Source organism: Streptomyces sp. NPDC049954 (assembly GCF_040656295.1).
GTDB lineage: Bacteria > Actinomycetota > Actinomycetes > Streptomycetales > Streptomycetaceae > Streptomyces.
In genome coordinates, this window is sequence record NZ_JBFALS010000013.1 from 62,301 (window position 1) to 86,335 (window position 24,035).

The 24,035-nt window shown below is 74.1% G+C and carries 25 protein-coding genes; 13 read left to right on the forward strand and 12 right to left on the reverse strand.

Annotation, left to right across the window (positions count from 1 at the left end; all coding sequences use genetic code 11):
• Nucleotides 1-4 precede the first annotated feature (4 nt).
• The 3 genes from AB0J21_RS26345 to AB0J21_RS26355 form a co-directional block, all read right to left on the reverse strand.
• Entirely contained in the window at nt 5-1,234 is a 1,230-nt protein-coding gene (locus AB0J21_RS26345) for an MFS transporter (protein ID WP_363148592.1), read from the reverse strand.
• A gap of 346 nt (nt 1,235-1,580) precedes the next feature.
• Nucleotides 1,581-2,408, reverse strand: a complete 828-nt coding sequence (locus AB0J21_RS26350) for a transglutaminase-like domain-containing protein (protein ID WP_363148593.1) — start codon at nt 2,406-2,408, stop codon at nt 1,581-1,583.
• The gene (locus AB0J21_RS26355) at nt 2,405-3,463 is read right to left on the reverse strand and encodes a GNAT family N-acetyltransferase (RefSeq protein ID WP_363148594.1); all 1,059 of its coding nucleotides are present in this window, start codon (nt 3,461-3,463) and stop codon (nt 2,405-2,407) included. Before AB0J21_RS26355 ends, AB0J21_RS26350 begins: the two co-directional genes overlap by 4 nt.
• A gap of 142 nt (nt 3,464-3,605) precedes the next feature.
• On the opposite strand from AB0J21_RS26355, the gene fdxA reads away from it, so the two are divergent.
• Both fdxA and dapC read left to right on the forward strand, forming a co-directional pair.
• On the forward strand, nt 3,606-3,926 hold the full coding sequence (fdxA, locus tag AB0J21_RS26360) for a ferredoxin (protein ID WP_363148595.1): 321 nt from the start codon (nt 3,606-3,608) through the stop codon (nt 3,924-3,926).
• A 183-nt stretch (nt 3,927-4,109) separates the two neighbouring features.
• A complete protein-coding gene (gene dapC / locus AB0J21_RS26365) occupies nt 4,110-5,204 on the forward strand; it encodes a succinyldiaminopimelate transaminase (protein WP_363148596.1) in 1,095 nt (364 codons plus the stop codon).
• 142 nt (nt 5,205-5,346) lie between these two features.
• Here the strand turns inward: dapC and AB0J21_RS26370 are convergent, their stop codons facing one another.
• Nucleotides 5,347-5,739 (reverse strand): hypothetical protein, encoded by a 393-nt coding sequence (locus AB0J21_RS26370; protein ID WP_363148597.1) that lies wholly within the window; start codon nt 5,737-5,739, stop codon nt 5,347-5,349.
• Nucleotides 5,740-6,144: 405 nt separating this feature from the next.
• Nucleotides 6,145-7,389, reverse strand: coding sequence for a hypothetical protein (locus AB0J21_RS26375; protein WP_363148598.1), 1,245 nt, complete (start codon nt 7,387-7,389; stop codon nt 6,145-6,147).
• Between the two features lie 137 nt (nt 7,390-7,526).
• Between AB0J21_RS26375 and dapE the strand changes: the two genes are divergently transcribed.
• Together dapE and AB0J21_RS26385 are read left to right on the forward strand one after the other, a co-directional pair.
• Nucleotides 7,527-8,669, forward strand: coding sequence for a succinyl-diaminopimelate desuccinylase (gene dapE / locus AB0J21_RS26380; protein ID WP_363148599.1), 1,143 nt, complete (start codon nt 7,527-7,529; stop codon nt 8,667-8,669).
• A 75-nt stretch (nt 8,670-8,744) separates the two neighbouring features.
• Complete coding sequence (locus AB0J21_RS26385) at nt 8,745-9,494, forward strand: TIGR00730 family Rossman fold protein (RefSeq protein WP_363148600.1); 750 nt, start codon at nt 8,745-8,747, stop codon at nt 9,492-9,494.
• A 39-nt stretch (nt 9,495-9,533) separates the two neighbouring features.
• On the opposite strand, the gene folP is transcribed toward AB0J21_RS26385, so the two are convergent.
• A complete protein-coding gene (folP, locus tag AB0J21_RS26390) occupies nt 9,534-10,394 on the reverse strand; it encodes a dihydropteroate synthase (RefSeq protein ID WP_363148601.1) in 861 nt (286 codons plus the stop codon).
• 196 nt (nt 10,395-10,590) lie between these two features.
• Here folP and AB0J21_RS26395 point away from each other — a divergent pair, with 196 nt between their 5' ends.
• Together AB0J21_RS26395 and AB0J21_RS26400 are read left to right on the forward strand one after the other, a co-directional pair.
• A complete protein-coding gene (locus AB0J21_RS26395; RefSeq protein WP_363148602.1) occupies nt 10,591-10,953 on the forward strand; it encodes a DivIVA domain-containing protein in 363 nt (120 codons plus the stop codon).
• On the forward strand, nt 10,950-11,537 hold the full coding sequence (locus tag AB0J21_RS26400) for a DNA-3-methyladenine glycosylase I (protein ID WP_363148603.1): 588 nt from the start codon (nt 10,950-10,952) through the stop codon (nt 11,535-11,537). Before AB0J21_RS26395 ends, AB0J21_RS26400 begins: the two co-directional genes overlap by 4 nt.
• Nucleotides 11,538-11,559: 22 nt before the next feature.
• On the opposite strand, the gene AB0J21_RS26405 is transcribed toward AB0J21_RS26400, so the two are convergent.
• On the reverse strand, nt 11,560-12,360 hold the full coding sequence (locus tag AB0J21_RS26405; protein ID WP_363148604.1) for an enoyl-CoA hydratase-related protein: 801 nt from the start codon (nt 12,358-12,360) through the stop codon (nt 11,560-11,562).
• A gap of 394 nt (nt 12,361-12,754) precedes the next feature.
• Here AB0J21_RS26405 and AB0J21_RS26410 point away from each other — a divergent pair, with 394 nt between their 5' ends.
• On the forward strand, nt 12,755-12,922 hold the full coding sequence (locus AB0J21_RS26410) for a DUF3117 domain-containing protein (RefSeq protein WP_003966491.1): 168 nt from the start codon (nt 12,755-12,757) through the stop codon (nt 12,920-12,922).
• Between the two features lie 161 nt (nt 12,923-13,083).
• On the opposite strand, the gene AB0J21_RS26415 is transcribed toward AB0J21_RS26410, so the two are convergent.
• On the reverse strand, nt 13,084-13,686 hold the full coding sequence (locus tag AB0J21_RS26415) for an O-methyltransferase (protein ID WP_363148605.1): 603 nt from the start codon (nt 13,684-13,686) through the stop codon (nt 13,084-13,086).
• Nucleotides 13,687-14,028: 342 nt separating this feature from the next.
• On the opposite strand from AB0J21_RS26415, the gene sigE reads away from it, so the two are divergent.
• From sigE to AB0J21_RS26440, 5 genes are all read left to right on the forward strand, one after another.
• Nucleotides 14,029-14,838, forward strand: a complete 810-nt coding sequence (gene sigE, locus AB0J21_RS26420) for an RNA polymerase sigma factor SigE (RefSeq protein ID WP_363148704.1) — start codon at nt 14,029-14,031, stop codon at nt 14,836-14,838.
• Complete coding sequence (locus AB0J21_RS26425) at nt 14,835-15,917, forward strand: zf-HC2 domain-containing protein (RefSeq protein WP_363148606.1); 1,083 nt, start codon at nt 14,835-14,837, stop codon at nt 15,915-15,917. Before sigE ends, AB0J21_RS26425 begins: the two co-directional genes overlap by 4 nt.
• Nucleotides 15,918-16,079: 162 nt before the next feature.
• On the forward strand, nt 16,080-17,285 hold the full coding sequence (locus tag AB0J21_RS26430) for a trypsin-like peptidase domain-containing protein (protein WP_363148607.1): 1,206 nt from the start codon (nt 16,080-16,082) through the stop codon (nt 17,283-17,285).
• 194 nt (nt 17,286-17,479) lie between these two features.
• The gene (locus AB0J21_RS26435) at nt 17,480-17,998 is read left to right on the forward strand and encodes a sec-independent translocase (protein WP_363148608.1); all 519 of its coding nucleotides are present in this window, start codon (nt 17,480-17,482) and stop codon (nt 17,996-17,998) included.
• Nucleotides 17,999-18,178: 180 nt separating this feature from the next.
• Nucleotides 18,179-18,841 (forward strand): hypothetical protein, encoded by a 663-nt coding sequence (locus tag AB0J21_RS26440; protein WP_363148609.1) that lies wholly within the window; start codon nt 18,179-18,181, stop codon nt 18,839-18,841.
• Nucleotides 18,842-18,902: 61 nt separating this feature from the next.
• Here AB0J21_RS26440 and AB0J21_RS26445 read toward each other — a convergent pair whose 3' ends face one another.
• The 3 genes from AB0J21_RS26445 to AB0J21_RS26455 all read right to left on the reverse strand — a co-directional run bounded on the left by AB0J21_RS26445 (nt 18,903) and on the right by AB0J21_RS26455 (nt 22,175).
• Nucleotides 18,903-20,057: an Mrp/NBP35 family ATP-binding protein gene (locus tag AB0J21_RS26445; RefSeq protein WP_363148610.1), complete on the reverse strand. Its 1,155-nt coding sequence runs from the start codon at nt 20,055-20,057 to the stop codon at nt 18,903-18,905.
• Between the two features lie 83 nt (nt 20,058-20,140).
• The gene (locus AB0J21_RS26450) at nt 20,141-20,713 is read right to left on the reverse strand and encodes a DUF1003 domain-containing protein (RefSeq protein ID WP_363148705.1); all 573 of its coding nucleotides are present in this window, start codon (nt 20,711-20,713) and stop codon (nt 20,141-20,143) included.
• A 106-nt stretch (nt 20,714-20,819) separates the two neighbouring features.
• Complete coding sequence (locus AB0J21_RS26455; RefSeq protein ID WP_363148611.1) at nt 20,820-22,175, reverse strand: CBS domain-containing protein; 1,356 nt, start codon at nt 22,173-22,175, stop codon at nt 20,820-20,822.
• A 314-nt stretch (nt 22,176-22,489) separates the two neighbouring features.
• On the opposite strand from AB0J21_RS26455, the gene AB0J21_RS26460 reads away from it, so the two are divergent.
• Nucleotides 22,490-23,275, forward strand: a complete 786-nt coding sequence (locus tag AB0J21_RS26460) for a hypothetical protein (RefSeq protein WP_363148706.1) — start codon at nt 22,490-22,492, stop codon at nt 23,273-23,275.
• 198 nt (nt 23,276-23,473) lie between these two features.
• Here the strand turns inward: AB0J21_RS26460 and AB0J21_RS26465 are convergent, their stop codons facing one another.
• A complete protein-coding gene (locus tag AB0J21_RS26465) occupies nt 23,474-24,007 on the reverse strand; it encodes a hypothetical protein (protein ID WP_363148612.1) in 534 nt (177 codons plus the stop codon).
• Between the last annotated feature and the right edge of the window lie 28 nt (nt 24,008-24,035).

A 24,035-nucleotide genomic window follows, 5' to 3' on the forward strand; every position in this document is an offset into this window, starting at 1 on the left:
CAGTTCAGCCCTGCTCCGGTGCGGCCGGGAACGGGATCCTCCTGGCGCGGTGGAACCAGGCCACGAACACCGCCAGGACGGCGACGCAGCCGCCGAGCGTCATGACGGTCGCGGGGGAGGAGTGGTCGATGACGACGCCGCCCGTCAGCGCTCCCAGGGAGAACGTGGCCTGGAACGACGCGGTGAACACGACGGAGGACGCCTCGGGAAAGCCCGGGGCGGCCTTGGCGAACCAGGTCTGCGAGCAGACCGGCACGGCGCCGTAGGCGATCCCCCAGACGACCAGCAGGGCCACCGCGCCCAGGTCCCCCCGGCCGAGCACCGGCAGCAGCAGGACCGCGGCGGCGATCATCGCCGCGGCCGTCGCGAAGGTGGCCCGGGGATACCGGTGCACGGTGGCCCCGCCGAGGAAGTTGCCGACGACGCCCGCGACTCCGTAGATGAGCAGACAGGCCGTGACGAGTCCGGAGCGCGCCTGGGTCACCCGCTCCAGGAAGGGAGTGACGTAGGTGTAGGTGCCGAAGTGGGCCAGGACCACGAGGAACGTCAGCACCAGGGCGAACCGGGTGCCGGTGCCGCGCAACACGGCGCCGAGCACGTCCGGGCGGGTCGCCCGGGTGGCCGGGAGCGCGGGCACCACCGCGAGCAGCGCCACGAACACCGCGAGGCTGAAGGCGCCCAGAACGAGGAACGCCGTCCGCCAGCCCGCGAGGTCCCCGACGAACGTGCCGAGCGGGACGCCGAGCACCGAGCCGAGGGGCACCGCCGAGAAGATCACCGCGTTGGCCCGGCCCACCTTCTGCGCCGGTACGAGCCGACCGGCGAGCCCCGCCGCGAGGGACCAGAAGCCTCCGATGGTGACGCCGACCAGCACCCGCGAGACGAGCATCATCCAGTAGCCCGAGGCCGTCGCCGCCAGGAAGTCGGCCGTCGCGAGGAGCAGGACGAACGCGCCGAGCATCACCCGCCGGTCGACGCGCGCGGTGGCCACGGTCACCACCGGCGCGCAGACCGCGGCCAGGAAGCCGGGCAGAGTCATCATCAGCCCGGCCCGGCCGTCCGAGACGGTGAAGTCGGCCCCGATCGACGTCAGCAGACCGACGGGCAGGATCTCGGTGGTGACGATCGCGAAGATCCCCGCCGTCACCGAGAGCACGGCCAGCCAGGAGACCAGGGGCGAACGGGAACGGGGCGCCGCCGAGGTCTCGGCGGAGGTGATGGGCGCGGTGGGCATGCGTGCCGTCCTTCGTGGCCGTCACAGGGGATGTGACGGCCAGTCCAGCAAGAACGGCGGCCGGAATCCGGCAGGTTCCCGACGCCAACGGCGGGCACCCCGGCCGAGCGGGCCCGCTGGCAGGACAGCCGGGCGGGATCGTCGCCTCGCACGTGCGCGCCGCCGAAGAAGCCTGGCACGACCCCGGATCGGGGCGCGTCACGGTCGAGTTCGCGCGCGCCGGCCGTGCACAGGGAAACGACCGGGATCCGCCGGCCACCGTCGCCCGAAGAAACCACCGCGTCAGGGCCTCGCGTCTCCTACGTGCCCACGCGCCCGGCTCATCGGTTCAGCCGCACCCGGCTCGTCAGTTCAGCCGTGCCCGGGCGCCGCGTGCCTGTTCCCTCAGCCGCGCGGCGGTGTCCGGGGACACCGGCTCCACGATCTCGGCGTACGCCTCCAGTTCGGCCGCCCCGGTAAGGAAGTCGCCCAGCCGGACGAGGAGCCGGGCCCGTTCGTAGCGCAGTTCGGCCGGGTGCGAGGGCAGCAGCAGCGACAGTTCCACCGCCCACAGCGCCACCTCGCCGCGCTCCGGGCGGGCCGCCGCCCACGCCGAGATGTTGTTCAGCACCCGCCGGACGATCTCCAGCGGCTCGGCGGGCCGCAGCCGCTCGGGCTCCAGGGGCCCGCCCGTCGTCCGCTCCACGAGGTCCCCGGCCTCCTGCCCGGACAGCGGGCGCCCGCCGTCGAAGGGGTCCACCAGGACCTGCTCCGCACCCGGAGCGCCGAACCCCACCACGAAGTGCCCGGGCAGCGCCAGCCCGTACACCGGGGCCCCGGCCCGCCGCGCGACCTCGATCCACACCACCGACAGCAGGATCGGCAGCCCCCGCCGTCTGCGCAGCACGACCGGCAGCAGCGAGGAGCCCAGCCGCTCGTAGTCCTTCGGCAGCCCGTGGAACCCCTCCCGGACACCCAGGAGTTCGCGCAGCGCCCGCGCCCATTCGGCAGGGCCGCCCGGACGGTACGGCACCTGCCCGGCGAGCCGGTCGAGTTCCACCTCGGCGGCGTCCAGCGCGGCCTCGTCCAGCTCCTCGTCGGCCTCCGCGCCGATCAGCAGGCACAGCCGCGCCAGATCCGGCCGCCCGGCGCGGGCCTGGGCTGCGAACCGCTCCCGCCGCTCGTCCCGCCTCATCCCGCGGCCCCGAACCGGTAGTGCTGGTAGTGGTGGTGCGTCGAGAAGCCCAGCCGCTCGTACAGCGCGAGCGCCCCCGCGTTGTCGCTCTCCACCTGGAGCCAGGCCGCCGAGGCCCCCTCCGTCAGGGCGCGTTCCGCGAGCGCCGCCATGACCCGGGTCGCCAGGCCCCGGCGCCGGTGCCCGGGGGAGACCTCGACCGCCGAGAACCCGGCCCAGCGGCCGTCCACGACACACCGCCCGATCGCGAGCGGCGCCCCGCCGCCCTCCTCGGCCGTCGCCTCGTCAGACGTCCCGTGCACGGTCGCGAACCACGTCGAGGGTCCGCTCTCCAGGACCGCGACCGCCTCCGGAGCCGGCCGCGCGCCCGAGCGGTTGTACAGACCCAGCCACAGCGGGCCCGTCGTCCGGGCGAGCCGGACGCCCCCCGCCTCCCGGTCGGCGAGCGGGGCGAGCGCCCCCGTCAGCACCCGCGCCGACACCTCGGGGACCCAGCCCCGGTCGGCGAGCGCGGCGCCCAGCACCTCCTGCGTGCCCTCCGCGCCCGTCGCGATCTGCGCGTACGCGGGCAGCCCCCGCTCCCCGTACCAGCGCACGACGTGCTCCAGCGCCGTGTCGAGCGGCAGTCCCGGCTCGCCCAGCGGCAGCACCGAGTTGGCGCGCCGCGTGAAGCCCGTGCGGCGCCCCTCGGCGTCCGCCTCCCCGGCCGCCGCGCGCAGCGTCCACCCGCCGAGCGTCTCGCTCTCCACCGGCTGCCAGGACCGCGCCCCGGCCCGGGCCAGCTCCTCGAAGCTCGCGGCCGGACCCCGGCGCCGGGCGGGCGCCGCCGGAACCGTCTTCCCCGCGACCAGCGCCTCGGCCGCGATCCGGACCCGCTCCCCGGACCTGCGGGTGATCAGCAGACCGTCCTCGTCCCATGATGTGAGAATGCCCACCGTGTCGGTGAACTTCGCACCCGCGTACGCGGGCTCCGCAAAGCTGCGTACCGACACGCGTTTGCCCACGTCAGAGGCGTCGATGCGGACTTCGAGTCGTCCGCCTGCGGCGAATTCCACTGCTTCTTCAACCCCTCCTGTTCGGATCCTGACCCCGACCGGAGATACTAGGGGCGGGCATCGACGACGCCGCGCTCCCGCGCGCCAGGCGGCGGGAGCCTGTAGACGGCCCGCCAGCGCCCTATCGAGGAGGAACGACAGCGTGACCTACGTCATCGCGCAGCCTTGTGTCGACGTCAAGGACAAGGCGTGCATCGAGGAGTGTCCGGTCGACTGCATCTACGAGGGAAAGCGTTCCCTCTACATCCACCCGGATGAGTGCGTCGACTGCGGTGCCTGCGAGCCGGTGTGCCCGGTCGAGGCGATCTTCTACGAGGACGACACTCCCGAGGAGTGGAAGGACTACTACAAGGCGAACGTCGAGTTCTTCGACGAGCTGGGCTCGCCCGGCGGTGCCAGCAAACTGGGCCTGATCGAGCGCGACCACCCGTTCGTCGCCGAACTGCCGCCGCAGAACCAGTGACCGACGGCGGCAGGACCTGACCCGCGAAGCCCTCCCGGTCAGGCCCCCGGCCGCCCGTCGCCGCGCATCCGGTCCCGCCCGTGCCCACGCACCGGCGGGACCTGTGCGTTGGGGCCCGCCCCGGCCGCAGCGCCCCCGCCCCCGGCCCCCGAACCCCGTCCGCAGCGCGTGAAAAGAGCAACCGTGTCTGTCTCCGACCTCCTGCCGGTCTTCCCCTGGGACAAGCTGGAGCCCTACAAGAAGACGGCCGCCGCCCACCCCGAGGGCATCGTCGACCTCTCCGTGGGCACCCCCGTCGACCCGGTGCCCGAGCTGGTCCAGAAGGCCCTGGTGGCCGCCTCCGACTCCCCGGGCTACCCGACCGTGTGGGGCACCCCCGACCTGCGGGACGCCCTCGTGGACTGGTGCGAGAGGCGCCTGGGGGCCCGCGGGCTGACCCACCGCAACGTGCTGCCCGTGGTCGGCTCCAAGGAGTTCGTCGCCTGGGCGCCCACCCAGCTCGGGCTCGGCCCCGGCGACCGGGTCGCCTACCCGCGCCTGGCCTACCCGACGTACGAGGTCGGTGCCCGCCTCGCGCGCGCCGCGTACGAGGTCTACGACGACCCGACGCGGCTCGACCCGGCCGGGCTCAAGGTCCTGTGGCTCAACTCGCCGTCCAACCCGACCGGACAGGTCCTCTCCAAGGAGGAGCTGACCCGCGTCGTGGCCTGGGCCCGCGAGCACGGCGTCCTGGTCCTGAGCGACGAGTGCTACCTCGAACTGGGCTGGGAGGCCGACCCGGTCTCGGTCCTGCACCCCGACGTGTGCGGCGGCTCCCACGAGGGCCTGGTCGCCGTCCACTCGCTGTCCAAGCGCTCCAACCTGGCCGGCTACCGCTCCGCCTTCGTCGCGGGCGACGCCGAGGTGCTCGGCGAACTCCTGCAGATCCGCAAGCACGGCGGCATGATGATCCCGACGCCCGTGCAGGCGGCCACCGTCGCCGCCCTGGGCGACGAGGCCCACGTCGACGTGCAGCGCGAGCGCTACGCGGCCCGCCGCACCGCCCTGCGCGCGGCCCTGCTCGGCCACGGCTTCCGCATCGAGCACAGCGAGGCCAGCCTCTACCTGTGGGCGAGCCGCGACGAGTCCTGCTGGGACACCGTCGCCCACCTCGCCGCCCTCGGCATCCTCGTGGCCCCCGGCGACTTCTACGGGGTCGCCGGCGAGCGCCACGTACGCGTCGGCCTGACCGCGACGGACGAGCGCGTCGAGGCGGCGGTACGACGCCTGAACGCCTGACCCGCCGCACGGCCCGAGGGGCCGGCCGCGCCCGCACAGGCCGGGGGGCCCGGGGAGTTCGTGCTCCCCGGGCCCCTCGGTGCTTGGACGACCCGCTGCCCCGGCCACCGGCGCCGGCCGGTCGCCGTATCGGTGCGGAAGGTCAGCGGCCCAGCGGCAGGTCGTTGGTGGAGAGGTTGTTGGAGAGGCCGTGGGTCAGCCCGCCCTTGCCGCCGGTCACGCCACTCACCGCGGAACCCGCGGAGCTCGCCAGGTCGCCGGTGGTGTGGCCGGTGGCCGGGGTGGCCGACTTGCCGGCGTGCCCGACCAGCTTCTTGACCTCGGGCGCGGCCTCCTTGACGGTCTTGTTGCCGGTCTTGGCGACGCTCTTCGTGGCGCCGTCCAGCGTCTTGGCGACCGCCTTGCCGTCCAGACCGAGACCGCCCAGCGGCAGATCGGCGGCGCTCGCGGTGCCGGCCGCGCCGATCACGGGTGCGGCACCGGCGGCGATCAGCAGGGCGGCACTGGCGATCCGGCGGGTCAGGGGGAGGGACATGATGCTCCTTCGGCGGAAGAACGGTGGGGCGTCGGGGCCGCGGCGGCCCTCGGACGCCCTGACTACCGCTCGAAGCACCCGAAGGTTGCGGTGACGCAAAGTAAAGAATGGGTAACGCGTCGCATGATCGGTCTCGGGTGAAAACGGTCGAAAGAGTACGAGAGGCGGGGGCGTGCGCCGTCCCGCCCACCGGCCTCGAACCCCGCGCCGCCAGGGCTTTCCCGCCCGCCGCCCGCATCCGGCACCCCCCGGCGCGCGCCGCCCGGTGCGCCCCCGAACCGCGCCGTCACGCCGCCCCGCACGTCCTTCGTACGAGTGAGGTGCCGCACTCCTGAGCAGCGTGCGTCGCAAGGGGCGGCCGGGGCCGGGGAGGCGCCCACCGGGGAGGCGCCCACTCCCGCGCGGCTACGGCGAGGTGACGATCCGGACGTCCGCCGTCTCCCGCGCGGCCTCGCCCGGCGCCCCGTCCGCGTTCTTCGCGTCCCCGTCCGCGTCCCGCCCGGCGCTCGCGCCCCGCGTCTCCCGCGCCGTCCGGTGCCAGTTGTGGCCCGCGTCGCGGGAGGTCCAGGAGCGGCCCGCGTAGGACACCTCCGAGATCCGCAGCACCGAGGCGTGCGCCACCGCCCACTGGGCCAGCTCCCAGCCGTGCCGCTCCTCGCTCGCGGCCCGTGCCGTGCGGGGCTCGGCGACCGGCACGTGCACAGTCCTGCCCCCGCTCCCCGGGGCGGACGCCGAAACCGCCCCGCCCGCCCCCGAGTCCGAAGCCGCCGGGGTACCGGCCGGGGCGGGGGCGCCGGACCCGCGCACCGCCGCGCGCCCGGCCCGTACGACCCGTTCCGCGGCGAGGGGCGCGAGGGGCGCCGCCACCGCGCTCGCCGCGGCCCGTGCCGGTACGTCCACCTCCGCGCCGGCGGACGAGCCCGAAGGGGTGGGCGCGGGGGACTTCTTCGCGTCCTTCCCCGAGCCGCCGGGCAGCACGGCCCGGCCGAAGTCCCGTACCAGCGCCGCGCGCACCCGGGCCGGATCGCCCGGGCCGGGCGGCACCGTGCCCGCGCAGGTCAGCGCGGCGGCGGCCCGGCCGGTGAGCGCGGCCGACAGCAGCGAGGCGTCCGGCTCGTGCTTCGCGTACGCCTCCGGGAACGCCGAACGCTGCACCCGCTGCGCCGCCTCGGTCAGCGGCAGGCTCGTGTAGTGCGGCACCTTCACGAGCCGCTCGTAGAACCGGTTCGCGGCGTACACCGGGTCCATGACCTGCGTCCGCGTGCCCCAGCCCTGCGAGGGCCGCTGCTGGAACAGGCCCAGCGAATCCCGGTCCCCGTAACCGATGTTGCGCAGCCCCGACTCCTGCAGAGCCGTGGCCAGCGCGATCGTCACGGCCCGCTCGGGCAGCCCCCGCGAGGTGCCCACCGCCGAGATGGTCGCCGCGTTCACCGCCTGGCCCGCGTCGAACTCGTAGGTCTCGCCGTCGCCGTTCGCGGACACCACCCGGCAGCCGTGCGCGGAGTGGTCGCCGGTCGTGTACTGCACCACGGCGTACCCGCCGAGCGCGCACAGCACCGCCAGACCGCTCCCGGCGCGCAGCAGCCGACTGCGTCCGGAGCGCGGGGCGCGGGACGGGGGAAGGGAAGGAGATGCCTCAGCCACGCCCATAAGGTACGCGAGTTCCGGGCGGGTTCCGGGCGCCGTGCCGCCCGCGTCGCCGGGCCGCCCCAGCACCCCGCGCCGGGTCGCCGCACCCCCGCGCGGGGTCCCCGGAAGGGGCCCTGCCCAGGCGTTACGCTCGCTCCATGTCCGACAACCCCACCGGTGACACGCCGGTCAAGAACCCCGGCACCGGGATCGCCCCGGCCGGCCAGGAACCCCGTCTCGACCTGGGCACGGACGCCGCCGTGCTGACCGCGGCCCTCGTCGACTTCCGCTCACAGAGCGGACAGGAGGGCCCGCTCGCCGACGCCGTCGAGGCCGCGCTGCGCGCCCTTCCGCATCTGACGGTCGACCGGTACGGCAACAACGTCGTGGCCCGCACCCACCTCGGCCGCCCCGAACGCGTCGTGCTCGCCGGGCATCTCGACACCGTGCCGATCGCGGACAACGTGCCCTCCCGGCTCGACGAGGACGGCGTGCTGTGGGGCTGCGGCACCAGTGACATGAAGTCCGGCGTCGCCGTGCAGCTGCGCATCGCCGCGACCGTCCCCGCGCCCAACCGCGACCTGACCTTCGTGTTCTACGACAACGAGGAGGTCGCCGCGCACCTCAACGGCCTCGGCCACGTCGCCGAGGCCCACCCGGACTGGCTGGCCGGGGACTTCGCGATCCTGCTGGAGTCCTCCGACGGGGAGATCGAGGGCGGCTGCCAGGGCACGCTGCGGGTCCATCTGCGCACCGCCGGGGAACGCTCGCACTCCGCGCGCTCCTGGATGGGCGCCAACGCGATCCACGCCGCCGCGCCGATCCTGCAACGGCTCGCCGAGTACCAGCCGCGCCGGCCGGTCATCGACGGACTGGAGTACCGCGAAGGGCTCAACGCCGTCGCGATCGAGGGCGGGGTCGCGGGCAACGTCATCCCCGACGCCTGCACCGTCACGGTGAACTTCCGCTACGCGCCCGACCGCACCGACGCCGAGGCCCTCGACCACGTGCGCGAGGTCTTCGCCGACTGCGGGGTCGCCGAGTTCGAGATCGACGACCACAGCGGGGCCGCGCTGCCCGGCCTCTCCCACCCGGCCGCCGCCGCGTTCATGAAGGCCGTCGGCGGCACGCCGCGCCCCAAGTTCGGCTGGACCGACGTGGCCCGCTTCAGCGCCCTGGGCGTACCGGCCGTCAACTACGGCCCCGGCAACCCCCTGCTCGCCCACAAGCGGGACGAACGCGTCGACACCGCCACGATCCTCGCCGTCGAGGAGCGCCTGCGGAACTGGCTGACCGCCTGACCGTCATCCGCGCGTGCACCGAGCGTCACGTGCGAAGACCTACCCTGGGCGGACCGAAGCAGAGAGGGGAGCGCTATGGGCAGTCTCGAATCGAGCGGGCCGGTGGAGGAACAGCGGCTCGGACCCGTGGTGCGCAGGCGCGACCAGGTCCAGCCGGGAACGACCGACCAGCGACTGCTGGACTCGCGCGGTGGCACCGACTGGGTGCACACCGACCCCTGGCGGGTCATGCGGATGCAGTCCGAACTCGTGGACGGATTCGGCGCGCTCGCCGAACTCCCGCCCGCGATCAGCGTGTTCGGCTCCGCGCGGACCAAGCCGGAGGCGCCCGAGTACGCGCTGGGCGTGCGCATCGGCAAGGCGCTCAGCGAGGCCGGTTACGCGGTCATCACCGGGGGCGGCCCCGGCGCCATGGAAGCCGCCAACAAGGGGGCCTGGGAGGCGCAGGGCGTCTCGGTCGGGCTCGGCATCGAGCTGCCCTTCGAACAGGGCCTCAACCCGTACGTCGACATCGCGGTGAACTTCCGCTACTTCTTCGTACGGAAGATCATGTTCGTCAAGTACGCCCGCGGCTTCGTGGTGCTGCCCGGCGGCCTCGGCACCCTCGACGAGCTGTTCGAGGCGCTGACCCTGGTCCAGACGCACAAGGTCACCCGCTTCCCCATCGTGCTGTTCGGCACCGAGTACTGGGGCGGTCTGGTGAACTGGCTGCGGCAGACGGTCATCGCGCAGGGCAAGGCGTCCGAGAAGGACCTCGACCTCTTCCACCTCACCGACGACGTGGACGAGGCGGTGAAGCTCGTCACCAAGGAGGCCGGCCGCTGAGGCGCCCGTCCCTCCCACGGCGCGCGGCGGGGGCGCGGCTCAGGCCAGCCCCCGCCGTGCGACGGCCGGCTCCCGGTGCCCCGCGATCGAGGCGACCATGTCGAGCACCTGCCGGGTCTCGGCCACCTCGTGCACCCGGTAGACCTGGGCGCCCAGCCACGCCGACACCGCCGTCGTCGCGAGGGTCCCCAGCAGCCGCTCCTTGACCGGCTGGTCCAGGGTCTCCCCGACGAAGTCCTTGTTGGACAGCGACACCAGCACCGGCCAGCCGGTCGCCGTCATCTCCGGCAGCCGCCGCGTCGCCTCCAGCGAGTGCCGCGTGTTCTTCCCGAAGTCGTGCCCCGGGTCGATCAGGACCGACTCCCTCGGCACGCCCAGCGCGACCGCCCGCTCGGCCAGGCCCACGGTCACCCGCAGGATGTCCGCCATCACGTCCTCGTACGCCACCCGGTGCGGACGCGTCCGCGGCTCGGCCCCGCCCGCGTGCGTGCACACCAGACCCGCCCCGTACCGCGCCGCGACCTCGGCGAGCTTCGGGTCGACCCCGCCCCACGCGTCGTTCAGCAGGTCCGCGCCCACCTCGCACACCGCCTCGCCGACCTCGTGGCGCCAGGTGTCCACGCTGATCACCACGTCGGGGAAGCGGCGCCTGACCTCGGCGACGAAGCCGACGGTGCGCCGCGTCTCCTCCTGCGCCGAGACCTCCTCGCCGGGACCGGCCTTGACCCCGCCGACGTCGATGATCGCCGCGCCCTCCGCGACGGCTTGTTCGACCCGGGCCAGCGCCGGTTCGTCGCCGAACGTCGCCCCCCGGTCGTAGAAGGAGTCCGGGGTCCGGTTCACGATGGCCATGATCACCGGCTCGTGCGCGGCGAACTCCCGGCGGCCCAGACGCAACATTCGGCGCACTCCACTTCCGGCCTTCCGGCCCCTGCCCACGGCCCCGAGGCCCCTGCCGCCGCCCCCGCGCTGTCCGGGGTGACCGCCTGCGACCTTAACCGGCGCCCGCTCATGGCACGATCGTCCCCCGGGGGTTTCGGCACCGCCGTACCCCGGAGAAGACCGCAGCGACAACCGACCGTGGGGACCCGGGAAAATGGTCATGTTTTGGTTCTTGGTCATCGCGCTCGTCGTGGTGGTGGCCGCCGTGACGCTCGCGGTACTCGGCCACGGCGAGGGCGCGGTCCTGCCCGAGGCGCCCCCGGAACGGCTCCACGACCCGCTCCCCGCCGACCGGCCCGTGCACCGCCCGGACGTCGACACCCTGCGTTTCCCGCTGACCCTGCGCGGCTACCGGATGAGCGACGTGGACGACGCGCTCGCCCGGCTCGGCGCCGAACTCGCCGACCGCGAGGCCCGGATCGCCGCACTGGAGGACGCCCTCGCCGCCCCCCGCCCCACCGCGCGGGGCGGCGCGCACCGCGACCCGCGCGGCGACGAGGAGGGCGGCGCGCGGTGAACTCCGGAGCGCTCCAGGGGCCCGACGGCCGGCTGCGCTGCCCGTGGGGGCTGTCCACGCCCGACTACCTCGCCTACCACGACGAGGAGTGGGGACGGCCGGTGCGCGGGGACGACGCCCTGTTCGAACGCCTCGCGCTGGAGGCGTTCCAGTCCGGGCTGTCGTGGATCACGATCCTGCGCCGCCGGCCCGCCTTCCGCGCGGCCTTCGCCGACTTCAGGACCGCCGCCGTCGCCGAGTTCACCGCGCAGGACCGGGACCGGCTGCTCGCCGACCCCGGCATCATCCGCAACGGCCGCAAGATCGACGCCGTCCTCGCCAACGCCCGGCTGCTCGCCGACTGGCCGGCCGGTGAACTCACGTCCCTCGTGTGGTCCTTCGCCCCCGCCGGGGAGAGCCGGCCGGCGCCCCGGACGACCGCCGACGTGCCCGCCGTCACCGACGAGTCCACCGCGCTCGCCAAGAGCCTCAAGAAGCGCGGACTGCGCTTCGTCGGGCCGACCACGGCCTACGCGCTCATGCAGTCCTGCGGACTCGTGGACGACCACCTGGTGGCCTGCGTGGCGCGCGGCCGGGGACGCTGACCCCCGCCCGCGCGCCGGCGGCTCAACGGCCCAGGTAGACGGGCTTCTCCTTGGACAGGAAGGCGCGTACGGCGATCGCGTGGTCCTCGGAGGAGCCCGCGTGCGTCTGGAGTTCGTCCTCCTTCTCCAGCGCCGCGTCGAGGTCGCTGGAGGCGGCGAAGTGCAGCGAGCCCTTGAGCGAGGCGTAGGAGACGGTCGGTCCCGAGGCGAGGGTGCGGGCCACCTCCAGCGCCGTCGCGGCCAGCTCCTCGGCCGGCACGAGGCGGTTCACGATCCCCAGTTCGTACGCCTCCCGCGCGCTCACGTTCCTCGGGAACAGCATGAGGTCCGAGGCGCGGCTGTGCCCGATCGCCCGCGGCAGGGTCCAGGAGAGCCCCGAGTCGGCGGTCAGCGCGACGCCCGCGAACGAGGTGTTGAACGCGGCGGTCTCGGCGACCACGCGGTAGTCGGCGGCCAGCGCGAAACCGAAACCGGCCCCGGCGGCGACCCCGTTCACGCCCGCCACGACCGGCTTGGGCATCCCGGTGATCGCCTTGACGATCGGGTTGTAGTGCTCGCGCACCGTGCTCATCGTGCCGCCGTCACCGCCCTCGCGGTCCGTCATGAGGTTCTGGACGTGCTCCTTGAGGTCCTGGCCCACGCAGAAGGCGCGGCCGGTCGCGGTCAGCAGCACCGCCCGTACGTCCCCGTCCACGGCCGCCGACTGGAGCGCGTCCCGCAGGGCGACCTTCGCCTCGGTGTTCAGCGCGTTCATGGCCTCGGGACGGTTGAGCGTGATCGTCGCGAGGCCGTCGGTCACGTCGTAGAGCACGGTGTCGGCCATGAAAGGGGTCCCCTCGGGGTCGGCGTCCCGCCGACCTCTGCGTCGGCCGGGCTGTTGCGCCCCATCATCGTCCGCGCCGCGCCGATACGGCATGACGGAGATCACCCGGCACCGTACGAGCCCGCCCGGTGTGACCCGCGTCGCAGGGCGAATGTGACCTGCGTCTAATAAATCCGGGCTCCGGGGCCATGGGAAGCGGGGCAGTATCGCAGCCACATCGCCGAATTGAGTGGTTTTGATCAAGCGCGTTGCGCAAGCGAGGCCGACCGATGTTGGTCATCGGGGTCAACCATGCGGGATAATGGCCTAGAAGCAATGTGTTCGATGCCGGTGAGGCAGCGCCTGTCATGGGGCCGCCGGCTGCGATGAGCTGGTTTCAGGAAGGGGAACGAGCATGGCGGCCATGAAGCCGCGAACGGGCGACGGCCCGCTCGAGGTGACCAAGGAGGGGCGGGGCATCGTCATGCGCGTTCCGCTCGAAGGCGGCGGTCGACTCGTCGTCGAGCTGACCCCGGACGAGGCGGACGCCCTGGGCGACGCGCTGAAGAAGGTCGTCGGCTGACACTCCGGCAGGGCCCGGCCACGACACCGTGACCGCCGAGCACGCCACCACCTTGCCCGCTGCCCCGGTTCGCCCAGCGAACCGGGGCAGCGGCACGTCCGGGACGGCACAGGGCCCCGGCCGCCCTCGGGCGGCCGGGGCCTTCGCGCGCCCGCACCCCCTCAGCGCACCACCGCGCACAGCAGGCCGTCGCCGACCGGGAGCAGAGAGGGGATCAGGTCCGGGTGCTCGCGTACGACCCGGGACAGGTCGCGCAGCCGGGACACCTCCACGGGCTGCGGGCCGGGGCCGAAGGTCCTGCCGTCCGCGAACAGCCCCTCGAAGCAGACCAGGCCGCCCGGGCGCAGCAGCCGCAGCGCCTCGCCGAGGTACTCCAGGCACTCCAGCCGGTCCCCGTCGCAGAACACCAGGTCGTAGCCGCCGTCCGCGAGGCGCGGCAGGACGTCGAGCGCCCGGCCGGGGATGAAGCGGGCCCGGTTGCCGGCGAACCCGGCCGCGCGGAGGGCCTGCTTGGCGAACTGCTGCCGCTCGGGCTCCGGGTCCACCGTGGTCAGCACACCGTCCGGCCGCATCCCGCGCAGAAGGTGGATGCCGGAGACCCCGGTGCCGGTGCCGATCTCCGCGACGGCCTTCGCGTCCACCGAGGCGGCGAGCAGGCACAGCGCGGCGCCGGTCCCGGGGGACACCGGGCGCAGCCCTGCCTCGTCGGCCCGGTCCCTGGCCCACAGCAACGCTTCGTCCTCGGCGACAAAGGCGTCGGCCAACGCCCAGCCCGTCTGCCGGTTGCCGGTAATGAGCCTCTCCTTGCCCCGTAGTTGCCTGGCCGTGACTGTATCCGTTGGCCAAGGGAACCCGCAGATGGGACCGGACGTTAAGAGAGCGTGAAGCCCGCCCCCGGGCAGGGGTGCGGGAAAGCGGCGAGGTCAGGACCCGGCCGAAGGAGGCTGAGCATGCGGGAACAAGGCGGTACGGCACTGGCCGCGGCCCCGCGTCCGCACCGGTCGTGCGGGGTGCGGCCACCGGTGCTCACCCGTGCGCGGACCCGGTGCGCGGGCCCGGTGAATCCCGGCAAACTCTCTTATCCGGAGCTAACGGTCCGTATGGCTATGGTGGGTGCTCCACTGGACACCACCACCAGAGCCGACAGGGGAGGTGCGGCCACGACTGGTGACCGCGGAGGAGCGCCCAGGCGCTCTGCCGGGTCGTCGGCCGGGCCGAAATCTGTGACCGACACCGCTGACCGATCCCTTCCGCAGGCCGCCGCGGCCCGCGAGGGCGCCCCCGCCGCTGACTCCGCACGGACCGCGACCTTCGCCGCTGATGCGGATGCGCAGGCGTGGACCCCGCCCACCTGGGAGGAGATCGTCAGCACGCACAGTGCCCGGGTCTACCGGCTCGCCTACCGGCTGACGGGAAATCAGCACGACGCGGAGGACCTCACCCAGGAGGTCTTCGTCCGCGTCTTCCGCTCCCTGTCCACCTACACGCCGGGCACCTTCGAGGGCTGGCTGCACCGCATCACGACCAACCTGTTCCTCGACATGGTCCGCCGCAAGCAGCGCATCCGTTTCGACGCGCTCGGTGACGACGCGGCCGAGCGGCTGCCCAGCCGCGAGCCCTCCCCGCAACAGGTCTTCCACGACACCCACTTCGACGCGGACGTCCAGCAGGCGCTGGACACCCTCGCCCCGGAGTTCCGCGCCGCCGTCGTGCTGTGCGACATCGAGGGCCTGTCCTACGAGGAGATCGCGGCGACCCTCGACGTCAAGCTCGGCACCGTCCGCAGCCGAATCCACCGGGGTCGTTCGCAGCTGCGCAAGGCCCTCAAGCACCGTTCTCCCGAGGCCCGCGCCGAGCGGCGCGGACTCCTGGTGAGCCCGGTGCCCGCGCTGGGAGGGGGAGGCGCGAGCGCGTGAGTGGATCACGTCCCCACGCCGCCCGGGGCGGCCTGTCCGAGCAGCACCTCGGGGACCGGCTCGCCGCCTTCGTCGACGGCGAGCTGGGCCATGACGCCCGCGAGCGGGTCCTCGCGCACCTCGCGACCTGCCCGCGCTGCAAGGCCGACGCGGACGCCCAGCGCCGCCTCAAGAGCGTGTTCGCGCAGACCGCGCCGCCCCCGCCCTCCCAGAGCTTCCTGGAGCGCCTTCAAGGCCTTCCCGGAGGTCCTGGGGCAGGCACCGCCGGACCCTTCGGCGGCGGGCCCCTCGGCGGCGGACCGGGCAGGTCCGCCGGCCGGGCCGCAGCCGGGGCGGGCCACGCCCCCGCGCCCTCCGGGGCCCTCGCACCCGCCGCGCCCTTCGGCGGACTGAGCGGACCCGCGCACCCACCCCGCCCCGGCCGTCCCCAGACCGGCGCCAGGCCCCCCGCCGGGCCCGGCGGCTTCCCGTACGCCCCGGCCCGCCCGTCCTTCGCGCCCGGCCGCTCGCCGCTGGCCCCCGCCCTCGCACTGGCCGGTGAGGGACGGGGTTTCCGCATCCACGACCTCGGCCGCCCCGAGCCGGCCGAGCCGGGCCGCACCGCCTCGCGCGGGCGCCGTTTCGCCTTCGCCGCCGCCGGAGCCGTGTCCCTGGCCGCCCTCGCCCTCGGTGGGGTCTCCTCCGGCGCCCCCACCGACGGGCCCGCCGAGGCCCGGGGCAGCAGCGCGACCCCGCAGCGGGCGCAGAGCGTCCTCGGCGTGCCCGCTGAGAGCACGCGGCGCCGGACCACGGGCGGCCCCGCGCCGCTGTCCGCGCAGGGCGGCACCCGCGGCGCCCCCGTACGGCCCACGCTGCTCTCGGCGCCGCTGAACCCCGGCGGGACCACCACCGGGGTCGTGCCCGCCGTGGTCCGGCCACCGCTGCTGCCCGGCCCCGCGCCCGTCTACAGCGCCGCCGCCCTGCGCACCCCGCCGCACTCCGTCCCCGACACCTTCCTGCGCCCGCCCGCGGAACAGGCGCGGCCGGTCACCGCCGAGGCGGCCCTGCCGACCCCGCCCGCGCTGCCCCCGGGCCGCTGACACCGCGGCGCTCCGGGCCGGGGCGCCGCCCCCGCACCCGTCCCGAAGCCGGCGGGCCGGGCCCGGAACGGGCCGCCCCGCGCACCTGGTTCAATCTCCTGTGACGCGTCCCCGACACGCCGGGGACGGGGTGAGGCCAGCGGCGGGAGCACCGGGAACACCATGGACAAGGGCGAGAGTCCGGCACAGCCGGATCTGTGGGCGCGTTACGCCCCCTGGGCCGCGCCCGCCCCGCAGGACACACCCCCGCCGCCCCCGGCCGATCCCCGGCAGCGCCGCGCGCGCCGCCGCCTCGTCCTCGCCGTCGCCCTCGTCTCGCTCCTGGCGGGCACGGCCGGAGGAGCGGCGGGCGCCCGCTACGAACGCGAGGGCGGACCCGGCGTCCTCGTCCTGCCCGACGCCGCGCCCGCCCCCGGCGACCGCCCGCCGGGCAGTCTCGCCGGCCTCGCCGCCCGCACCCTGCCGGGCGTCGTGACCCTGCACGCCGCCGGGGACCGCGAGTCCGGCACCGGCACCGGGTTCGTCCTCGACCGGCAGGGCCACATCCTCACCAACAACCATGTCGTGGCCCCCGCGCTGAACGGCGGGGACCTCGCCGTCGTGTTCGGCGGCGGGCAGGCCGTGCGCGCCGAGGTGGTCGGCCGGGACGCCGGGTACGACCTCGCGGTGGTCCGGGTGCGCGGGGTGCGGGGCCTCACCGCGCTCCCGCTCGGCGACTCCGACCAGGTCCGGGTCGGCGACCCGGTCGTCGCGGTCGGCTCCCCGTTCGACCTGGCCAACACCGTGACCTCCGGCATCATCAGCGCCAAGGAACGCCCCGTCACCGCGGGCGGCGAGGGCACCGGAAGCGGGGTCGCCTACGTGGACGCCCTCCAGACCGACGCGCCCATCAACCCCGGCAACTCCGGCGGGCCCCTCGTCGACGAGCGGGGCCGGGTCATCGGGGTCAACAGCGCCATCCGCTCCGCCGACGGCGCCGGGACGGACGAGGGAAGCCAGGCGGGCAGCGTCGGCCTGGGCTTCGCGATCCCCGTGAACCAGGCCCGCCGCGTCGCCCGGGAACTCATCGAGCACGGCCACGCCAGCCACCCCGTGATCGGCGTGCGCCTCGACCCCCGGACCGACGGCGAGGGCGCCAGGATCGCCGCCGGGAAGGACGCCGTCACCGAGGACGGCCCCGCCGGCCGGGCCGGGCTGCGCCCCGGCGACCTCGTCACCCGGGCCGACGGCCGCCCCGTCACCTCGGGCGACGACCTCATCGTGCGCGTCCGCGCCCACCGCCCCGGTGACGAACTGCGCCTCACCTACCGCAGGGACGGCCACGAGCACGTCACGCGCCTCACACTCGGCTCGTCGCGGGATTCCTAGGACCCCGGGAAAGCCGAGGTCAAGACGGGGCAAAGAGACGGGAAACGGTCGGGTTCGACGCTGGATGATGCGATGTGTGACACAAGTTGGCAGGGGCTGGGCGGTACCGGTATGTCGGGGTGGCCGGGTACCGTGTAGCAGGCCCGGACCACGGATGGCCTCTGTGGTACGAGGACATCGCGAGGAGCTATCAGGTGTTCAATGACATTGGTGTGTTCGAGGTACTGACCCTCGTCATCCTCGGCGTCCTCATCTTCGGTCCGGACAAACTGCCCAAGGTGATTCAGGACGGCGCCCGGATCATCCGGAAGATCCGCGAATTCTCCGACAGCGCCAAGCAGGACATCAGGGACGAGCTCGGACCCGAGTTCAAGGACTTCGAGTTCGAGGACCTGAATCCGAAGACGTTCGTCCGCAAACGGCTCGCGAACGGCAGCGACGATCTCGGTCTCGCCGAGATCCGCAGCAGCTTCGACCTCCGCAAGGAGATGACCGAGCTGACCGACGCGATGACCGGCCGGGAGACCGAGTCCGAGGACGAACCGGAGAGCACCGCCCCCGCCGCCCCGCCCGCGATCGACCTCGGCAAGAAGTCCGTGCCCGCCGGCCGCGCCGACCTGAGCAAGGCCGACCTGGACAAGGCCCCCGCCAAGGCCGACCTGACCAAGCCCGCCGCGCCGGTCCGCCCCCCGTACGACGTCGACGCGACCTGAGCGGTAACGCCCCCCGCCTCGTACCTGCCTGAGCGGCCCGCGTTTTTCACCCGAACCGCCGTCCCCATTCGTGTTCCGCCCGTGCCCTGCGCGCCGCCACGTGCCGTGCCCGCCCGGGCGGGTGGCTATCCTGCCTTGCCGGGGCTCTCGTCCCGGGAACAGCAAGGAGGCGGCGGCGCAATGGAGACGACGAGTCGGGTGGACGAACAGCCACCCGCCGCGAACGACGGAAAAGCGCGCCAGCCCGCGGGCCGACGTACCGAGGAGTTCTACCGCCGCGCCGATTTCCCCTGGTACGGGCTGGACGCGGCGTACACCGGGCCCCGCTGGCTGATGCAGGCGGCGGTCGCCGCCGACGGGGCCGTCGAGCACGGAGCACTCGGCCACGGCGAGGAGCCCTCGGTACGCACCGAGGCGGGCGCGGACAAGGAACGGTTCGTCGCGGTGGTCACCGTCGCCGCGCACCCCGGCCGGCGCACCGCCGACGGCACCGGGGTCCTGGAGGCCACGACGGTCTCCTCCGTCGCCTGGCTCGCGGGCGCCGGACTGCTCACCGTGACCTGGCCCGGCCAGATCGACCACACCCTGCGCGACGACTGGCTCGACCAGCAGACCGAGGCCGCCTGGGAACTCGCCGACGACCTGGAGGGCGAGCACTGGTCCACGCTGACCCTGCCGGTGGACGGCACCCCCACGCCCTTCCACTACCGCGAGTCGGAGTACGGCTGGGTCCTCGCCGGGACCGCCGAGGAGCACGGAGTGCACCTGGGGGCCTACGGACGCGGGATGAGCGCCTACGGGCTCGCCTTCAGCCAGGTCGAGAACCTCGACGACTACTGCTGAACACCCGGACCGTGCGGAAGGGGCGGGCCCGGCGGGCCCGCCCCTTCCGCACGGTCACCGGTCAGAACTTGTTGCGCGGGGTGATCCCCAGCGACATCCCGGACAGGCCGCGCGCCCGGCCGCCGAGCTTGCCCGCGATGGTGCGCAGCGCGCTGCCGGCCGCCGACTCGGGGTCGGAGAGCACGACCGGCTCGCCCGAGTCGCCGCCCTCCCGCAGCCGCACGTCGATGGGGATGGAGCCGAGCACCGGCACCTGGGCCCCCGTGGTCTTCGTCAGGCCGTCCGCGACGAGCTGGCCGCCGCCGGTGCCGAAGATGTCGACCATCTCGTCGCAGTGCGGGCACGGCATGCCCGACATGTTCTCGACGACGCCGACGATCTTCTGGTGGGTCTGCACCGCGATCGAACCGGCCCGCTCGGCGACCTCGGCCGCCGCCTGCTGCGGGGTCGTCACGACGAGGATCTCGGCGTTCGGCACGAGCTGCGCCACGGAGATCGCGATGTCCCCGGTGCCCGGCGGCAGGTCGAGGAGCAGGACGTCCAGGTCGCCCCAGTACACGTCCGCGAGGAACTGCTGAAGCGCGCGGTGCAGCATCGGGCCGCGCCACACGACCGGCGCGTTGCCCGGCGTGAACATCCCGATCGAGATGACCTTCACCCCGTGCGCGGACGGCGGCATGATCATGTTCTCGACCTGGGTGGGACGGCCCTCGGCGCCCAGCATGCGGGGCACGCTGTGGCCGTAGATGTCCGCGTCCACGACGCCGACCTTGAGCCCGTCGGCCGCCATCGCCGCCGCGAGGTTCACCGTCACCGAGGACTTGCCGACGCCGCCCTTGCCGGAGGCGACCGCGTAGACCCGGGTCAGCGAACCGGGCTGGGCGAAGGGCACCTCCCGCTCGGCCTGCCCGCCGCGCAGCGAGGCCGCCAGCTCCCGGCGCTGCTCGTCACTCATGACGTCGAGGGAGACCTCCACCCCGGTGACCCCGGCGACCGCGCCGACCGCCTCCGTGACGTTGCTGGTGATGGTGTCCCGCATCGGGCAGCCGGAGACCGTGAGGTACACCGTGACCGCGACCGTGCCGCTGTCCGAGATTTCGACCGATTTGACCATGCCCAGTTCGGTGATGGGACGGTGGATCTCGGGGTCGTTCACCGTCGCGAGAGCCGCCTGGATCGCGTCCTCGCTCGGCCGTGTGGGCGTGTCGGTAGCCATACCGTCGATGGTACGGCGCCCCGCACAGCGCCCGGACAGGCCCCGGCGTAGCCTTCGTCACCCCGCCCCGGCGCCGCACCCGTCTACGGGGTGTCGTCCCGCGCCTGATCCGCCTGGCCCAACTCGCGCGGCCGGTCCTCCTGCTCCTTCAGCTCCCGCACCAGGTCCTGGAGTTCGGAACGCAGCCAGTCGCGCGTGGCGACCTCGCCCAGCCCCATCCGCAGGCTCGCCATCTCCCGGCTCAGGTACTCGGTGTCCGCGATCGACCGCTCGTTCTGCGCCCGGTCCTGCTCCAGGTTCACCCGGTCCCGGTCGTCCTGCCTGTTCTGCGCGAGCAGGATCAGCGGAGCCGCGTAGGAGGCCTGGAGGGAGAGCATCAGGGTCAGGAAGATGAAGGGGTAGTTGTCGAAGCGCAGGCCGCTGGGGGCCGCGATGTTCCACACCACCCACAGGATGATGATGACCGTCATCCACACGATGAACCGGCCGGTGCCCAGGAAACGCGCGATGCGCTCCGAGGCCCGCCCGAAGGACTCCGGGTCGTAGTCCGGCAGCAGCCGCCGGCGCCGCACCCGCGGCTGGTCCAGCCGGATGCGCGAGGGCCGCGCGTCCCGCCGCCCCTCCTTGGCCGCCCCCGTGGCACCGCGCGCGGCCACCGCCGTACGCGCGTTCGCCGCCTCCGTGTGCCGGCGCCGGGACTGCCCGCGCCGCTCGCGCAGCTCCGCGAGCCGGTCGCGGATCTCCCCGCGCTCCCGTTCCCGGTCAGCCACCGCGGACCACCCCCTGACCGGAGTCCGCCGCCCCGGTGCGCGGCTCGACGTTGACCTCGTCCGACAGCTGGTACTCGGTCTCGCGCCAGTCGTCGGGCAGCAGGTGGTCGAGCACGTCGTCCACCGTGACCGCCCCCAGCAGCGAACCCCCGTCGTCCACGACGGGCGCCGCCACCATGTCGTACGCCGCGAAGAACCCCGCGACCTCGGGCAGCCGCGCGTCCGGGGACAGCGGCAGCAGGTCGTCGTCCAGCATCGAGCCGACCAGCGTGTACGGCGGGTCCCGCAGCAGCCGCTGGAAGTGCACCGTGCCCAGGTACTTGCCCGTGGGCGTCTCGTCGGGCGGACGGCACACGTAGACCTGCGCCGCCAGCGCCGGGGACAGGTCCGCGTTACGGACCCGGGCCAGCGCGTCGGCGACCGTCGCGTCGGGCCGCAGCACGATCGGCTCGGTCGTCATCAGACCCCCCGCCGTGCGGTCCTCGTACGCCATCAGCCGCCGCACGTCGGCCGCGTCGGAGGGCTGCATCAGGGTCAGCAGCCGCTCCTTGTCGCTCTCGGGCAGCTCGCCCAGCAGGTCGGCCGCGTCGTCCGGGTCCATGGCCTCCAGGACGTCGGCGGCCCGCTCGTCCTTCAGCTCGCCGATGATCTCCACCTGGTCGTCCTCCGGCAGCTCCTCCAGGACGTCCGCGAGCCGGTCGTCGTCCAGCGCCGTCGCCACCTCGGCGCGCCTCTTGGCGGACAGGTGGTGCAGGACGTTCGCGAGATCGGCGGGGCGCAGCTGCTCGAAGGTCGCGAGCAGGTTCTCCGCGCCCTGGCCGACCTCCTCCAGCGAGAAGCCGGTCAGCGCCGACCACTCGACGGTCAGCGTCTCCCCGGAGCGGCGCCCGCCGCCGCCCTTCCACGGCAGCGAGACCCGGCCGCGCGGGCCGACCGCTCCCTTACGGACGAAGACCCGGTCGATCTCCCACTCGCGGCGGGCCGGCAGCTGGGTCACCGACACGTCGAGGACGGTGACCTCCTCGTCCGTGTCCAGGAGCCGCAGCCTGCGGTCCAGCAGCTCGCCGAGGACCAGCCGCTCCGTCGGGCGCTGCTCGAAACGGCGCACGTTGAGCACGCCCGTCGAGATGACCTGGCCCGACTCGATCCCGGTGACCCGGGTCATCGGCAGGAAGATCCGGCGGCGGTTCGGCAGCTCCACGACCAGGCCCAGCACGCGCGGCGGCCGGCGGCCCATCCGCAGCATCGCCACGAGGTCGCGCACCCGGCCCACGAGATCGCCGTTCGGGTCGAACACGGCCATCCCGGCCAGATGCGAGACGAAGATCCGTGGAGCGGCACCCGCCACGTTCGCACCTCCTGTTCCACCGCCACGCCACCGGAGTCCTCCGGTGGCCTGTCATGTTCCGTCTGGGATCGCCCTGTGCGGTAACGCTTCCTCACGAAAAGTCCCGTATGCCGGTTGCCCGGCTTTCAGGCTAGCCCGTGCCGGTCTCTCCCGCCGGGGCGGGAGAGCCGGACGGACGGGGGCCCGCCGGCCGCCGCGCGCACCGGTACGCTGCCGACTGCCGCCGCACCGCCGGAGCACCCCGCACCACCCGCCCCGTCCCCGTCCCCGCACCGAGAGGCGCATCCCTGGTGACCCGCTTCCCTCTGGCCCGTATGCCCAAGATCGCTTGTGTCAGTGCCCTGTGCCTGGGTCTGTTCGCCGGGGCGGCCGGATGCGGCGAGGACCCGGACGCCGGGACCAACGGCGTCGGCAAGCTCCCGGCCGGACAGATCCACACGAAGGCGCGGTCGGCGGCGGACACGGCGCACACCGTCCGGCTCAAGGGCTCCGTGATCAGCGGCGGGCACACCTACACCCTTGACATGCGGCTGGCCGCCAACGGCGGACTGGGCAAGGTCGCCTCCAAGGGCAGCACCTTCGAACTGCTGCGGGTCGAGGACCACCTCTACCTGCGGGCCGGGTCCTCCTTCTGGCAGCACCAGTCGCAGGGCGGGACGGCGCAGGACGGCAAGAAGAGCGGCGGGGAAGGCGGCGAGGCCAAGGGCGCCTCGGGCGGCGACGAGGAGAGCGCCGCCTCCGCCGCGGGCAAACTCGACGGCAAGTACGTCAAGGTCCCGAAGAAGGACCCCTCGTACGCGATGCTGAGCCTCTTCACCGACAAGAAGGACCTGCTCGACGGGCTCCTCACGCTGCACGGCCGGCTCGTGGCGGGCGACCGGGGCAAGAGCGCCGGGATCAGGACCGTCGAGGTCAGCGGCGACAAGGGCGGCGGCGGTAGCCTCGACGTCTCGCTGGAGGGACAGCCCTACCCGCTGCTGCTGCGCCGCGCGGGCGACGCGGGCACCATCCGGCTCAGCGAGTGGAACAAGGACTTCACCCTCAAGGAACCCGGCCTCGACGAGACCGTGGACTACGGGGACCGGCTGCCGACCGCCTGAGTGACGACGGAACCGGCCGCCCGGATGTCTGGGTGACGACGGGACCGGTCGCCCCGGGTGCCTGAGTGACGACGGGACCGGCCGCCCCGGATGTCTGGGTGACGACGGGACCGGCCGCCCCGGGTACCTGAGTGACGACGGAACCGGCCGCCCCGGATGTCTGGGTGGCTCCGGGACCGCCTGATCCGGCGCGCGCGTTCAGCCTCGGCCGCGCGGGGTGCGCCCCTTGCGCTTGAGCAGCAGTTTCGGCAGTCCCTCCGGCGCCGCCTCCCTGGTGGTCGCCGCGGTGGGCAGCGGCCGGGCCGCGAGCGAGGTGCCGGACGCGGGCAGCACGGACCCGGCCGGCACCAGCCGCAGCACCCGGCACTCGCGGGCCCAGCGCCGCGGCATCGTCTCGGCGTCCGGGGCGTTGAGCCGCTTGCCCTTCAGCTCCGCGACGGCCGCCTCCCACTCCGCGCTGTCCGGGGCGAGTTCCTCGATGTCGGCCACCCAGCCGACGACCCGCGCGCCCTTGTCCTTGCCGCGCACGGTGACCTCGGCCCGCTCCCCGGCGACCAGCCCGGGCAGCGGCTGCTCGCCGGGGCCGTCCCCGACCAGCAGCGCGGCGCCCTCGTGCCACACGTGCCACAGGGCGCGCGCCGGACCGGCCCCCCGCACCCACACGAGGCCCGACTTCCTGGTGGCCTCCTCGACGAGGGCCCGCTCCAGCGGCGTAGCAGTCGTTGCAGTCATGAGGGCAGCCTATTGACCGCGTCGAGCG

What these genes read in the sequence shown, in the direction of transcription:
- AB0J21_RS26345 (WP_363148592.1), bottom strand. Translation starts at nt 1,234, where the DNA reads ATGCCCACCGCGCCCATCACCTCCGCCGAGACCTCGGCGGCGCCCCGT.
- AB0J21_RS26350 (WP_363148593.1), bottom strand. Translation starts at nt 2,408, where the DNA reads ATGAGGCGGGACGAGCGGCGGGAGCGGTTCGCAGCCCAGGCCCGCGCC.
- AB0J21_RS26370 (WP_363148597.1), bottom strand. Translation starts at nt 5,739, where the DNA reads ATGTCCCTCCCCCTGACCCGCCGGATCGCCAGTGCCGCCCTGCTGATC.
- AB0J21_RS26375 (WP_363148598.1), bottom strand. Translation starts at nt 7,389, where the DNA reads ATGGGCGTGGCTGAGGCATCTCCTTCCCTTCCCCCGTCCCGCGCCCCG.
- dapE (WP_363148599.1), top strand. Translation starts at nt 7,527, where the DNA reads ATGTCCGACAACCCCACCGGTGACACGCCGGTCAAGAACCCCGGCACC.
- AB0J21_RS26385 (WP_363148600.1), top strand. Translation starts at nt 8,745, where the DNA reads ATGGGCAGTCTCGAATCGAGCGGGCCGGTGGAGGAACAGCGGCTCGGA.
- folP (WP_363148601.1), bottom strand. Translation starts at nt 10,394, where the DNA reads ATGTTGCGTCTGGGCCGCCGGGAGTTCGCCGCGCACGAGCCGGTGATC.
- AB0J21_RS26395 (WP_363148602.1), top strand. Translation starts at nt 10,591, where the DNA reads ATGGTCATGTTTTGGTTCTTGGTCATCGCGCTCGTCGTGGTGGTGGCC.
- AB0J21_RS26405 (WP_363148604.1), bottom strand. Translation starts at nt 12,360, where the DNA reads ATGGCCGACACCGTGCTCTACGACGTGACCGACGGCCTCGCGACGATC.
- AB0J21_RS26410 (WP_003966491.1), top strand. Translation starts at nt 12,755, where the DNA reads ATGGCGGCCATGAAGCCGCGAACGGGCGACGGCCCGCTCGAGGTGACC.
- sigE (WP_363148704.1), top strand. Translation starts at nt 14,029, where the DNA reads ATGGTGGGTGCTCCACTGGACACCACCACCAGAGCCGACAGGGGAGGT.
- AB0J21_RS26430 (WP_363148607.1), top strand. Translation starts at nt 16,080, where the DNA reads ATGGACAAGGGCGAGAGTCCGGCACAGCCGGATCTGTGGGCGCGTTAC.
- AB0J21_RS26440 (WP_363148609.1), top strand. Translation starts at nt 18,179, where the DNA reads ATGGAGACGACGAGTCGGGTGGACGAACAGCCACCCGCCGCGAACGAC.
- AB0J21_RS26445 (WP_363148610.1), bottom strand. Translation starts at nt 20,057, where the DNA reads ATGGCTACCGACACGCCCACACGGCCGAGCGAGGACGCGATCCAGGCG.
- AB0J21_RS26460 (WP_363148706.1), top strand. Translation starts at nt 22,490, where the DNA reads ATGCCCAAGATCGCTTGTGTCAGTGCCCTGTGCCTGGGTCTGTTCGCC.
- AB0J21_RS26465 (WP_363148612.1), bottom strand. Translation starts at nt 24,007, where the DNA reads ATGACTGCAACGACTGCTACGCCGCTGGAGCGGGCCCTCGTCGAGGAG.